Genomic DNA, 12,527 nt, shown 5'->3' with positions numbered 1-12,527 from the left:
GCCGGAGCCTAGTGCGCCGGCACGGCCGAGGGGTCCGGCGCGTTCTCGGGTTTGCGCACGAAGATGGCCGCGATCACTGCGGCCAGGGAGATGACGGCTCCCCAGATGAAGGCCACCTGGATGCCGCCGTCCAGGGCCGCGGTCTCCGACTGCCCCGCGGCCGCCAGGTTGCCCGCGACGATGGTGGTCACCGAGATGAACAGTGCCGTGCCGACGGCGCCGGCGATCTGCTGCACGGTGCCGAAGACGGCGCTGGCGTGCGAGTACAGGTTCGGCTTTACCGAGCCGAGCGCCGAGGTCAGCAGCGGCGTCAGCATCAGGGCCAGGCCCAGGCTCCAGACGATGTGGGCGATCAGCACGAGGTAGATCGGCGTGGATTCCGAGGCGAAGCTCAGGGCCACGAAGGAGACCCCGATCAGCAGCGCCCCCGGCACCAGCAGGACGCGCGGTCCACGGCGGTCGAAGACCCGTCCCGTCCACGGTCCGAGGACACCGATCAGGACGCCACCGGGAAGCAGCAGCAGACCCGCGACCAGCGGCGACTCACCCAGCACGCTCTGGACGTAGATCGGCAGGAGGATGATCGTCCCGAACAGGCCCATGAAGGCGAGGAACGTGGTCAGGATTGCGAGGGTGAAGTTGCGTGAGGTGAACGTGCGGAGGTCGAGCAGTGCGCGGTCGGCGCGCTGGAGCCGGAGCTGGCGCGTGATGAACAGCGCCAGGAAGACGATGCCGGCCGCCAGGGGGAGCCAGGCGGGAACCGCGGCTTCGGCGCCGGCCTCACCGAGCCGGCTGAAGCCGTAGACGATGCCGCCGAAGGCCAGGGCCGAGAGGATCACCGACAGGACGTCGATTGCACTCTTGCGGGGGGAGGTGACGTTCGTCATCTTGGTGGCGCCCAGGAAAAGGGAGACCAGCGCGATGGGCAGGACGAGCCAGAACATCCAGCGCCAGTCCAGGACGCTGAGGATGGCGCCCGCGGCGGTGGGCCCGACGGCGGGGGCCACGGAGATCACGATCGAAATGTTCCCCATCGTGCGCCCACGGGAGGCGGCCGGTACCAGGGTCATGACGGTGGTCATGAGCAGGGGCAGCATGATTGCGGTGCCGCTGGCCTGGATCACCCGGCCGGCCACGAGGGTGGCGAAGCCCGGCGCGAGGGCGGCGAGCAGCGTGCCGGCGCTGAACAGCGACATGGCGACCAGGAACAGTGGCCGGGTGTTGAAGCGCTGCAGGAGGAAGCCCGTGATCGGGATTACGACTGCCATCGTCAGGAGGAACGCGGTGCTGAGCCACTGGCCGGCGCTGACGGTGATGCCGAGGTCCTGGACCAGGCGCGGAATCGCGACGCCGGTGATCGTTTCGTTGAGGATGACGACGAACGCCGAGACGATGAGGAGGCGGATGACCAGGCGGTCCTTCGCCGACACCCCGGGCTCGGCCGGCAACGGTGCCGGTTTTGCCGAAGGTGGATCTTGGGACACCTGTGGTGACGTGCTGCGAGGCATGAGTTCTCTTTCTTCTAAGACGGCGCCTACTTTTGCTTCTGCCGCGCATACCGCGGCGGCCCCTGTACTCCCGGGCGGGAGCGCCGGCACAAGGCTGGGCCTATTTTTCGACAACCCCGCAATCCGCCGCTCTATTCCGGCAACGGCAGATCGGTTCCCGGCCACAGTCGCCGGAAACGGGGCCGGCACCCGTGTCCCGGTCCGGGCCGGACGGGGGTGCCCGCAGCCTGCACTAGCATGGTGCGGGTGCGCCGGAGCACCGCCCAGCGCTTTCCACCTGCAGATCGCCGAAGGAGCAGCGCATGTCCGGCTCGTACTACCGCTCGTTGGGGGAGGGCCGGTACGAGTCGACCGTCCACGCCCAGGGAGCCTGGAATCCCGGGGAGCAGCACATGGCGCCCGTGGCGGGACTGCTCGTGCAAAACCTGCTCGACTGCGAACCCCGCCCGGACCTGCAGCTGGCCCGGGTGGGCTTCGACATCCTGGGCATGATTCCCGGCGGCGAGTTCGAGATCTCCACCCGGGTCCTTCGGCCCGGACGCACGATCGAGCTGCTCGAGGCCGAGCTGCGCGCCCAGGGCCGCACGGCGGTCACCGCGAGGGCCTGGCGGCTGGCGCGGACCGACACCGCCGAGGTCGCCGCCCTCGAGGATGCCGACATGCCCGGGCCGGACGAGGCGGGTCCCTACGACGGCATGACGCAGTGGCCCGGCGGCTTCATCGAATCCCTCGAGTTCCGCGTGGTGCCCGGCCACCGCCCGGGCCGTGGCCGCATCTGGCTGCGGACACCGCTGGAGCTCGTTGATGACGGGCCGACGCCGGACCTCGTGCGCCTGTGCGGAATGGTGGATGCGGCCAACGGGATCGCGGCCAGGGTCCGGCCGGGCACGGGCAGCTGGATGTTTCCCAACGTCGACCTCCAATTACACTTCCACCGCCCGCCATCCGGGTCCTGGCTGGGCCTGGACACGAGGGTGACGTTCGGGGCGGACGGGGTGGGGCTCACCTCCAGTGTCCTGCACGATCTGGATGGGCCCTTCGGCCGGTCCGAGCAGATCCTCACGGTCCGCCCGCTGTGATTCCGGAATGGTCAGTGATTCCGGAATGGTCAGTGATTCCGGAATGGTCAGTGCCGTCCGGTCGTTGGGACAAGTGGGCCGGAACGGTCCGTGCGCACCAAACGCAAAGGAACAGGAACTATGCCAAAGGCAGTCTGGAACAACCAGGTCATCGCGGAATCCGCAACTACGGTTCTGGTCGAGGGTAACCACTACTTCCCGAAGGACTCCGTCAAGGAGGAGTTCTTCCGGCCGAGCCCCACACAGACCACCTGCCCGTGGAAGGGCCAGGCCCACTACGTCACCCTCGAGGCGGACGGCAAGCAGAGCGTCGACGCCGGATGGTTCTACCCGCAGCCCAAGGACGCGGCCCAGAACATCAAGGACCACTACGCGTTCTGGCGCGACGTCGTCGTCACTGACTAAGGTCGGAAGCAGCGGGAACGCCCGGACCCAGCCCGGGCGCCACCGCGCCACCGCACCACCGCACCACCTGCTCCGCCCCGGCCCCCGGGCCGGGGCGGTGGCATGGTGCCGCCCCGCAGGAGAAGTGCAACGGAAGGGATCGCATGGAGTACCGGAAACTTGGCAGCAGCGGCACCTCGGTATCGTCGCTGGCCCTTGGCACGATGACTTTCGGGGCGGAAGCCGACGAGGCGGAGTCCCACCGCATCCTCGACGCCTACGCCTCCGCCGGCGGAAACCTGATCGACACCGCGGACGTCTACACCGCCGGCACGTCCGAGGAAATCATCGGGCGGTGGCTGGCTCGAAATCCGGCCGGGCGTGACTCAATGGTGATCGCCTCCAAGGGCCGGTTCCCCATGGGCAAGGGGGTCAATGACCTCGGCCTGTCCCGCCGGCACCTGCGCCGGGCACTCGACGCCTCACTGACCCGCCTCGGCGTTGACCACCTCGACCTCTACCAGGTGCACTCCTGGGACCCCCACACGCCGCTCGAGGAAACCCTCGGATTCCTCGACGAAGCGGTGCGCAGCGGCAAAATCTCCTACTACGGCTTCTCCAACTACACCGGGTGGCAGCTGACGAAGGCCGTGATGCTCGCACGGGCCGCCGGGTACAGCGCGCCGGTCACGCTCCAGCCGCAGTACAGCCTGCTGGTGCGCGAGATCGAAGCCGAGATCGTCCCGGCCACCCTTGACGCCGGCATGGGCCTGCTCCCGTGGTCACCGCTCGGCGGCGGCTGGCTGAGCGGAAAGTACTCGCGGGACACCCCGCCCACGGGAGCCACCCGGCTGGGAGAGAATCCCAAGCGCGGGATGGAGGCCTGGGAGCAGCGCAACGCCCAGGAGCGCACGTGGCGGATTATTGACGCCGTCTCAGAGACCGCGAAGGCCCGCGGCGTCAGTGCCTCGCAGGTGGCCCTGGCCTGGGTGGCGCGCCAGCCGGCCGTCACCTCGGTCATCCTTGGGGCGCGGACGGTGGACCAGCTGAACGATAACCTCGCCTCCGCCGGGCTGGAGCTGACCCCGGAGGAAGCCGGCCGGCTCGACGCCGTGAGCGCCCCCCGGTTCAGCGACTACCCCTACGGCGGACCGGCGCTGGAACAGCGCAGCCGGACGCTCGACGGAGGGCGCTGAGCCGAGCGCAGCGGGTCCGCCCGCTGCGCCGGCCGGTGCCTACCGGTGCCTACCGCCGACCGGTGCCTACCGCGGCCGGACCCGACCGGTGCCTACCGCGGCCGGACCCGGCCGGTGCCTACCGCGGCCCGGCCGTACTCGGTCCGCCGGCCAGCAGCGTGCGGGCGACCGCCGCCAGGGGCGCCCGGCTCTCGCGCGCCAGGGAGATCAGCCGCAGCAGCGACTCGTCTTCGGTCAGGTGCAGGCGGGCCATCAGGACCCCCCGCGCCATGGCGACGGCGTCCCGGCTGCGCAGGGCGGCCGCGAGCCCGGCGCTGATCCGCTGCGGCGTCTCGGTCGTCTGGATATGGCCGAGCAGGGCCGCGGCGGACGCGGCGAACCGGGTCAGCAGGGCCGCGGTGCCGGCGTCGAACGCGGCAGGGGCTGCCGAGTACACCTTCAGGGCACCGATGGTGGTGCGGCCGCGCTGCAGGGGGACGCTCACGCAGGACCGGATCGGGATCCCCGCGGCGGCGGCACTCCACCGCGGCCAGCGCGGCTCCGTCTGGGTGTCGTCGACCTGAACGGGTGTTGCCTCCGCCCAGGCGGTGAGGCAGGGGCCTTCGTTCAGCCGGTATTGCAGGGCGTCGACCCGTGCCACCAGCGGGTCGGTATAGCCGGTGCTGGTGGGGGTGCCGGCGGCGATCAGGGTCACACCGGCGCCCATGGCGCCGGGGATGGTGTCGCGGGCCGCCTCGGCCAGGAGGTCGACCGCGTGGCTGGCCGTTTCCCGGGTCAGGAGCAGGCCCTTGACCCGCCCGAAAACGACTTCAAATTCGTTCAGCGTGGGTTCTGGTGCCACGGTTTGCCTCGCGTCATGGTGCCGGGCGCTGTGCCCGGCTTGAGAGGCCCTCTGCTGAACCTTCGGATCTGCGGAGTTCTCCGCGGACCGGTACCTTCATCCTAGTTCCCCCGCCGCGGCGTTCTCAATAAACTTCTCCAGCGCCCATCCCCGCGCCGGGCTGAACCGCGGCTCAGCCGAGGACGGCCAGTGCGCGGGGGGCGGCCTCGACCAGAACCTTCGTCTCGGCCGGGGCAGACTTGACCTCGCCGTCGAGCTGGTATGGCATCGGCTTAACGGTGGTGAACTCGTACCTGCTGACGCTGGGCTGCTTTCCGAGCCCCTTGGAGGCTGCACGCAGTGCCGTCAGCAGCACCTTCCACTTGGCCATATGGGGAAAGACCACCACTTCAAACTGTCCGTCGGACGGGTGGTCCTCTGCCTCGCTCAGGGTTGCATACTTCGCCATCTCCGGGATGTTCGCCAGCACGAGGCTGTCGAACCTGCGGTGGACCCCGTCGGTCTGGCGGATCTCGAAGGGCTTGAACTTCGCGAAGGTACGCACCGCGGTCACCATTTCCTTGAGGGCGCCCTTGCTTCCCTTTTCAAGGTCGATCGCCACCACGGGCGTGAGCCCGAAACCGATGTAGGAGTGGGCGTAGTTCGTCTCGGCCTCCGCTCCATCGCCAATCGTGATTTTCAGGAGGTCGAGGCGCCGCACCTCGCCCTCGGCGATCGCCTCGGGAAGGGGTTTGGTCGCGGTGGTGCGGCGGTGGTCGTTGGCGTTTCCCGCGGCCAGAACGGCGCAGACGACGTCGCTGCTGCCGCTCTGCATCACCCCGTTGACCACCTCGTTGTACCCGCCGTCGCCGCTGACCGAGATCACCAGGGCGTTGCCCCGCCGAGCGGCCTCGCGGGCGAGTTCAACGGCGTGACCGGCGCGCTCGGTGGGCCGCAGGGTGATCTCCGGAGAGTAGGACAGGAGCCGGGTCAGGTCGTCGTGGAGCCCGTTGGCGAGCCGTGGCGCGTCCCCGGTGCTGTTGGGGTTGAAGATGATCGAAACGGAATCGAAGGTGCGCGCTGAGTCCATGAAGTGCCCCCGGTGGAGTTCGGTGCTGCGGAACGGTTCCGGTGCGCCGCCGGCACTGCACCGGGGCGGCCCGGACCTTACAACTCCAAGACTGTCATATAGATTGGGCGCGGGCCCGCTGCCGGGCGCAGGCGGCCCCGAGGCGGGTCGACCAGCCCGCTGGAGAGCCGGAGCGCAGGTGGACGAGGCGGAACGAACGAACGGACGGAGCCGGAGGCCATGGGGAACCCCTGGGACGGAGCGGACACGCTTGAGGTGCACCAGCTGCGCCGCACGGCGGGTGCCGCAGAGGACCTCGACGCGGGCATCGGGCTCCTGAGGGAGGTGGCGGCAGGGCAGCGCGGCCCCACCCTGCGGCTGTACCGGCCGGAGCCGACGGTGGCCTTCGGGCAGCGCGACGCGCGGCTTCCTGGATTTCCTGAGGCCAGCGGCAAGGTGCGGGCGGCCGGGTTCGAGCCGGTGGTGCGCCGGGCCGGCGGAAGGGCCGCCGCATACCACCGGGGCTGCCTGGTCGTGGACCATATCGAACCGGCGTCCGATCCGGTGGCCGCCACCCGCGCCCGCTTCGAATTCTTCGGGGGCCTCTTCGCCCGGGCGCTGCGGGACGCCGGCGTCTCCGCCGCGGTGGGCGAGATCCCGGGGGAGTACTGTCCCGGGGAGTTCAGTGTCCACGGCCCGGCGGGCGGTCGGGGGCAGCTCAAGCTGGTGGGAACGGCGCAGCGGGTGGTGGCCGGGGCGTGGCTGTTCTCGTCGGTGCTGATCATTGAGGACGCGGCGCCCCTGCGGGCTGTGCTCACCGATGCGTACTCGGCCCTTGACCTGAAGTGGGACCCGGCCACCGCGGGAGCGGCCGAGGATCTTCGCCCGGGCATTCGGGTCCGGGACCTTGAGGAAACGGTTCTCGGTGCCTACGACCGGCACGTGCGGCTCGTACCGGCGCCGGATCTGTAGAACCACAGCTGTAGAACCACAGCCGTAGAACCGCATCCGTCGCGCCGGGTCTGGAAGACCTGACCTGCTGCTGGACGGCCTGTAGGGACGGCAGCTAGGCCCGGACCTGGTGTGCCGGACCTGTCGGGCCGGCAGCGCGGCAGCCGGCGGGACGCGCCCGCCGGCCGGCCGCTGCGGCCTAGACGCCGAGGCGGGTCTTGACCTCCGCCACGGACGGGTTCGTCGCCGTGGAGCCATCGGGGAAGATGACGGTGGGAACGGTCTGGTTTCCGCCGTTAAGCGAGGCGACCAGTTCGGCCGTCCCCTCGGTCTCCTCGATGTTGATCTCGCGGAAGCCGATGCCCTGGGCTGTGAGCTGGGACTTCAGCCGGCGGCAGTAGCCGCACCACGATGTCGAGAACATGGTGATGGTCCCGTTTTCTGGTGTGTAATCCACGGTGCTCCTCCTGGGATGGCTGCAAAATGTGGTGCTGTTGTGGTTTCAGTACCTACTGATGCAACGCCGCTGCACCGGTTTCGATTCCGTCAGGCGATTTCGACGATGGAAACGGTTCCGTCCGGCTCCACCCTCAGGCCGGGGTTGTAGCAGACCTCCCACCGGAATCCGTCAGGATCCGCGAAGTACCCGGAATACCCGCCCCAGCTCATCTGGGTGCCCGCAGCCACGATCGTTCCGCCGGCGGCTGCAGCCTCGTGGAGCACCGCATCGACCGCCTCCGGTGAGTCAACATTGTGGGCCAGGGTGAACAGCTGCGGGTTCCCCGGCCCGCCTCCGCCGGCCTCCGCGGCGAGGTGGTCGAGGCGGAACAGAGACAGCAGCAGCCCATGGCCCACCTGGAAGAAGGCCACCTCCTCCGGGACGGAGAGTTTGGGCGCCCAGCCCAGCCCGTCCGCGTAGAAGGCGAGGGAGGCCCCGAGGCTGCGCACCCCGAGGGTGATCACATTCACCGTTGAATCCATTCCCCGATCCTCTCACCGCCTCCGCCCGGTTGCCGGACGGACGCCCGGGCGTGGCGCGGCGGTTGTTGGTCGCGCCCGAGCGCAGCGGATACGATCAGAGGACCGCGGCGACGCCCGATTTCGGGCGCGCCGGCCCCGGATGCACGCCAGCCATAAGCTCGTACCTCTTTCGCAAGGAGACCACTGTGTCAGCGCCCCTACCAATCACCCTCATCGTCGATGGCGAAGAGAACCAGGTGACCGCGGGCACGACCGGTGCCGACCTCTTCCGGGAACGCCGCGACGTCGTCGTGGTCCGGGTCAACGGTGAATTGAAGGACCTCGACCAGCCGCTGCCCGAGGGTGCGCAGGTCGAGGCAGTGACAATGGGCTCGCCCGAGGGCCTCCAGGTGCTGCGGCACTCGGCCACGCACGTGCTCGCCCAGGCGGTGCAGCAGCTGCGGCCCGGTGCCCGGCTCGGCATCGGGCCGTACATCACCGACGGCTTCTACTACGACTTCGACGTCGAGGAGCCGTTCACCCCCGACGAGCTCAAGCAGCTCGAGAAGATGATGCAGAAGATCGTCAACGCGAACCAGCTCTTCGTGCGCCGCGAGGTGTCCGAGGACGAGGCGCGCCTGGCCATGGCCGACGAGCCCTACAAGCTCGAACTGATTGGCCTCAAGGGCGATGCCTCCGACGAGGAGGGCGCCTCCGTTGAGGTCGGTGCCGGCGGGCTGTCGATCTACGGCAATGTCGACCGGAAATCGGGCGACGTCATCTGGGAGGACCTGTGCCGCGGGCCGCACCTGCCCAACACCAAGTTGATCTCCAACGCCTTCGCGCTCACCCGGTCCGCGGCGGCCTACTGGCGCGGCAGCGAGAAGAACAAGCAGCTGCAGCGGATCTACGGAACCGCCTGGCCCACCAAGGATGACCTGAAGGCCTACCAGGAGCGCCTGGCCGAGGCCGAGCGCCGCGACCACCGCCGGCTGGGCACCGAGCTCGACCTCTTCTCGTTCCCGGACGAACTCGGCTCGGGCCTGCCCGTGTTCCACCCCAAGGGCGGCATCATCCGCAAGGCCATGGAGGACTACTCCCGCCAGCGCCACACCGAGGCCGGGTACGAGTTCGTCTACACCCCGCACATCACCAAGGGCCACCTCTACGAGGTCTCCGGCCACCTCGACTGGTACCGGGACGGCATGTTCCCCCCGATGCACGTTGACGCGGAGCTCAATGAGGACGGGTCGGTGCGCAAGCCCGGGCAGGACTACTACCTCAAGCCGATGAACTGCCCCATGCACAACCTGATCTACAAGTCCCGCGGGCGTTCCTACCGGGAACTGCCGCTGCGGCTCTTCGAATTCGGTTCGGTGTACCGGTACGAGAAGTCAGGCGTCATCCACGGCCTCACCCGGGTCCGCGGCATGACCCAGGACGACGCCCACATCTACTGCACGCGCGAGCAGATGAAGGAGGAGCTGACCGGGACGCTGAACTTCGTGCTGGGGCTGCTCAAGGACTACGGGCTCGACGACTTCTACCTCGAACTCTCCACCCGGAACGAGGAGAAGTCCGTCGGCGCCGACGACATCTGGGAGGAAGCGACCCGCACCCTCGCCGAGGTGGCCCAGGAGTCAGGCCTCGAACTGGTTCCCGACCCCGGGGGAGCGGCCTTCTACGGCCCGAAGATCTCCGTCCAGGCCAAGGACGCCATCGGCCGCACCTGGCAGATGTCGACCATCCAGCTCGACTTCAACCTGCCCGAGCGCTTCGAGATGGAGTACCAGGCCGCCGACGGCACCCGCCAGCGCCCCGTGATGATCCACCGCGCCCTGTTCGGCTCGATCGAGCGGTTCATGGGCGTGCTCACCGAGCACTACGCCGGCGCGTTCCCGGCCTGGCTCGCACCGGTGCAGGTCCTCGCCGTTCCCGTGGCGGAGGCCTTCAATGACTACCTGTACGACGTCGTCGACCGGCTCAAGGCTGAGGGCATCCGCGCCCAGGTGGACGCCGGCACGGATAGGTTCCCCAAGAAGATCCGCACGGCGAGCAAGGAGAAGGTGCCCTTCGTCCTGATCGCCGGCGGTGAGGACCAGGAGGCCGGCGCCGTCTCGTTCCGCTTCCGCGACGGAAGCCAGGAGAACCAGGTGCCCGTTGAGGATGCCGTGAAGCGCATCGTGGACACGGTCCGGACCCGGGATAAGTCTCTCTGATGGAGCGGACCCCAGACGCCGGAGCGGACTACCCCGGGGATGCCGCGGCGACGGATGACTTCCAGCTCGCCGGCGTGCCCGATGCCTTCCAGCGCCTGTGGACCCCGCACCGCCTCGCCTACATCAAGGGCGGCCAGGACCAGGTCACCGGCGAGAACGACTGCCCGTTCTGTGTGGCCCCGACCCGCAGCGACGAGGAGTCCCTCATCGTCCACCGGGGCGAGCACTGCTATGTGGTGCTCAACCTCTACCCCTACAATCCCGGTCACCTCCTCGTGGTTCCCTACCGCCACCTTCCGGACTACACCGATATCGACGGGCCCGAGACGGCGGAATTCGCCGACCTGACCCAGACGGCGATGCGGGTGCTCCGGACGGTGTCCAACCCCACCGGCTTCAACATCGGCATGAACCAGGGCCGCACCGGGGGCGCGGGCATCGCGGCGCACCTGCACCAGCACGTCGTCCCGCGCTGGGGCGGGGACGGGAACTTCCTGCCGATCATCGCCCAGACCAAGGCGGTGACGCAGACCCTCGACGAGGTGCGCCGGCAGGTGGCCGCAGGCTGGCCCGGCTCCGGTGCCGCCGCGGGTGTGCGGAATGCCGATGCTGCGGAAGGGCGTGCCTGAATCATGCTCAACAAGTACGCCAGGACCTTCTTTACGACCCTGTTCACCCCGCTGGCTGCCCTGCTGCTGCGGTGGGGGGTCAGCCCTGACGCCGTGACCATCACCGGCACGGCCGGCGTGGCCGTCGGCGCCCTGGCCTTCTACCCGCAGGGCGAGCTCTTCTGGGGCACGCTGTTCATCACCGCGTTTGTCTTCTCCGACGTCATCGACGGCATCATGGCCCGGCTGCGGGGACCCAGCGGCCCGTGGGGGAGCTTCCTCGATTCCACGCTCGACCGGGTGGCCGACGGCGCGGTGGTCGCGGGCCTGGCCATCTGGTACTTCACCGGCGGGGACTCCGTCCCGACGGCGGTCGCGGCCCTGCTGTGCCTCGTCCTCGGAATGCTCGTCTCCTACGCCCGGGCCAAGGCCGAGGCGCTCGGCTTCGACGCCAGCGTCGGCATCGCCGAACGCGCCGAGCGGCTCGTGTCGGTGCTCGTCACCGCCGGACTGACCGGCCTTGGCCTGCCGGGGGAGTTCCTCCTCGGCGTCCTGGTCCTGCTCGCCCTCGCCAGCGGAGTCACAGTGTTCCAGCGGGTCGCCGCCGTGCGGCGCCAGTCGATGGACCCCCGCCCCGCCGGGCAGGGCTGAACCCGGTGCCTGCCAGCGGCCGTACAGTTCGATGAGCGTGCCGCCGGCCGCCGCGCCCGCCCCGCCGCGGGCCCTGCTGATCGTCAACCCCACCTCCGGGCGCGGCCGCAGCATGAGATTCCGGGCCGGGGTCCGCAGCGCCCTGGCCGGGCAGGGCTACGACGTCGTCGAGCATGTGACTGAAGGACTGGCCGACGCCCGCACGGCCGCCGCCACGGCCGGCCCGGACACCCTCGTCGCCTCCCTCGGCGGCGACGGCCTCCACGGCGCCGTGGCCGCCGGCATCCGCGGCACCTCGGCGGTGCTGCTGACCCTTGGCGGCGGGCGGGGCAATGACACGGTCCGCCGGCTGGGTCTGCCGGTCAACCCCGTCCGGGCCGTTCGCTCGCTCTCAACCCTGACGGTGCGCCCCCTCGACCTCGGCTGCGTGAACGGGGTCCCGTTCCTCGGCGTCGCCCACATCGGATTCGACGGGCTCGCGGCGGAACTGGCCAACGCCGCCCGGGTCGGCCTGGGCCCCCTGAGCTACCTCGCCGGGGGAGTGCGGGCACTTCTCACCTGGAAGGGCGTCGGTTTCGGCGTCGAGGTCGACGGCGACCGGGAGGACTTTCCCGGTTGGTTCGTCGCGGTCGGCAACGTCGGCCAGTACGGCGGCGGCATCCGCATCGCCCCCGACGCCGCCGCCGACGACGGCCTGCTCGACGTCGTCCGCCTGCGTGGCGGCGGCAGGGTCCGCCTCGCCTCCGTGTTCCTCCGCGCCTTCCGCGGCGCCCACCTGACCCAGCCGGGCGTCGCCTCCTCCCGGGGCCGGCTGGTCCGCCTGACGGCGGCGCCGGGCCTGAATGTTTACGCCGACGGGGAACTGGTCGGGCCCGTCCCCGCCGAGGTCACCCTGCTGCCCTTGGCCGTGCTGGTCCTGGTGCCGCGATCCTCTCCGGCGCTTCGGGAAAACCAGGCCGCGGCGCCCGGGCGCCCGCGCGCCGGCGCGGAAGGATAGCCGCCCTTTCCGGACGGGCCCGCCGGAACCGCCGGACGGGAACGGAACGGGCAGCGGTGCGCCGGCCCGTCCGGGCGTATTATGG

General features: G+C 69.8%; 13 protein-coding genes. 8 read left to right on the top strand and 5 right to left on the bottom strand.

Annotated elements, in window-relative coordinates:
- Positions 1-8 precede the first annotated feature (8 nt).
- Complete coding sequence (locus tag QZX79_RS01825; protein WP_294563819.1) at positions 9-1,508, bottom strand: MDR family MFS transporter; 1,500 nt, start codon at positions 1,506-1,508, stop codon at positions 9-11.
- A gap of 302 nt (positions 1,509-1,810) precedes the next feature.
- Here QZX79_RS01825 and QZX79_RS01820 point away from each other — a divergent pair, with 302 nt between their 5' ends.
- The 3 genes from QZX79_RS01820 to QZX79_RS01810 all read left to right on the top strand — a co-directional run bounded on the left by QZX79_RS01820 (position 1,811) and on the right by QZX79_RS01810 (position 4,167).
- The gene (locus tag QZX79_RS01820) at positions 1,811-2,587 is read left to right on the top strand and encodes a thioesterase family protein (protein WP_294563816.1); all 777 of its coding nucleotides are present in this window, start codon (positions 1,811-1,813) and stop codon (positions 2,585-2,587) included.
- 120 nt (positions 2,588-2,707) lie between these two features.
- Complete coding sequence (locus QZX79_RS01815; protein WP_120169103.1) at positions 2,708-2,992, top strand: DUF427 domain-containing protein; 285 nt, start codon at positions 2,708-2,710, stop codon at positions 2,990-2,992.
- 143 nt (positions 2,993-3,135) lie between these two features.
- Positions 3,136-4,167 carry an aldo/keto reductase gene (locus QZX79_RS01810; RefSeq protein ID WP_294563814.1) on the top strand — a complete coding sequence of 344 codons (1,032 nt, stop codon included), beginning with the start codon at positions 3,136-3,138 and terminating at the stop codon, positions 4,165-4,167.
- A 118-nt stretch (positions 4,168-4,285) separates the two neighbouring features.
- Here the strand turns inward: QZX79_RS01810 and QZX79_RS01805 are convergent, their stop codons facing one another.
- Both QZX79_RS01805 and QZX79_RS01800 read right to left on the bottom strand, forming a co-directional pair.
- The gene (locus tag QZX79_RS01805) at positions 4,286-5,008 is read right to left on the bottom strand and encodes a GAF and ANTAR domain-containing protein (RefSeq protein ID WP_294563813.1); all 723 of its coding nucleotides are present in this window, start codon (positions 5,006-5,008) and stop codon (positions 4,286-4,288) included.
- A gap of 172 nt (positions 5,009-5,180) precedes the next feature.
- Positions 5,181-6,077 carry a diacylglycerol kinase family protein gene (locus QZX79_RS01800; protein WP_294563811.1) on the bottom strand — a complete coding sequence of 299 codons (897 nt, stop codon included), beginning with the start codon at positions 6,075-6,077 and terminating at the stop codon, positions 5,181-5,183.
- Between the two features lie 219 nt (positions 6,078-6,296).
- Between QZX79_RS01800 and QZX79_RS01795 the strand changes: the two genes are divergently transcribed.
- Positions 6,297-7,028: a lipoyl protein ligase domain-containing protein gene (locus QZX79_RS01795; RefSeq protein WP_294563809.1), complete on the top strand. Its 732-nt coding sequence runs from the start codon at positions 6,297-6,299 to the stop codon at positions 7,026-7,028.
- A gap of 178 nt (positions 7,029-7,206) precedes the next feature.
- Here the strand turns inward: QZX79_RS01795 and QZX79_RS01790 are convergent, their stop codons facing one another.
- Positions 7,207-7,464 carry a mycoredoxin gene (locus QZX79_RS01790; protein WP_294563806.1) on the bottom strand — a complete coding sequence of 86 codons (258 nt, stop codon included), beginning with the start codon at positions 7,462-7,464 and terminating at the stop codon, positions 7,207-7,209.
- An 89-nt stretch (positions 7,465-7,553) separates the two neighbouring features.
- On the bottom strand, positions 7,554-7,988 hold the full coding sequence (locus QZX79_RS01785; protein ID WP_294563804.1) for a VOC family protein: 435 nt from the start codon (positions 7,986-7,988) through the stop codon (positions 7,554-7,556).
- 185 nt (positions 7,989-8,173) lie between these two features.
- Between QZX79_RS01785 and thrS the strand changes: the two genes are divergently transcribed.
- The 4 genes from thrS to QZX79_RS01765 are packed head-to-tail and all read left to right on the top strand — an operon-like array spanning position 8,174 to position 12,442.
- Complete coding sequence (thrS, locus tag QZX79_RS01780) at positions 8,174-10,186, top strand: threonine--tRNA ligase (protein WP_294563801.1); 2,013 nt, start codon at positions 8,174-8,176, stop codon at positions 10,184-10,186.
- Positions 10,186-10,815: an HIT domain-containing protein gene (locus tag QZX79_RS01775; protein WP_120169112.1), complete on the top strand. Its 630-nt coding sequence runs from the start codon at positions 10,186-10,188 to the stop codon at positions 10,813-10,815. The genes thrS and QZX79_RS01775 overlap by 1 nt, the downstream gene beginning before the upstream one ends.
- A gap of 3 nt (positions 10,816-10,818) precedes the next feature.
- Positions 10,819-11,445 (top strand): phosphatidylinositol phosphate synthase, encoded by a 627-nt coding sequence (gene pgsA / locus QZX79_RS01770; RefSeq protein ID WP_294563797.1) that lies wholly within the window; start codon positions 10,819-10,821, stop codon positions 11,443-11,445.
- Between the two features lie 31 nt (positions 11,446-11,476).
- Positions 11,477-12,442: a diacylglycerol kinase family protein gene (locus QZX79_RS01765; protein ID WP_294563794.1), complete on the top strand. Its 966-nt coding sequence runs from the start codon at positions 11,477-11,479 to the stop codon at positions 12,440-12,442.
- The last annotated feature ends 85 nt before the right edge of the window (positions 12,443-12,527 follow it).

The organism is uncultured Arthrobacter sp. (assembly GCF_902805515.1).
Lineage (GTDB): Bacteria > Actinomycetota > Actinomycetes > Actinomycetales > Micrococcaceae > Arthrobacter_D.
The sequence above is the reverse complement of the archived record's forward strand: the minus strand, read 5'-3'. Positions and strand labels throughout refer to the sequence as shown.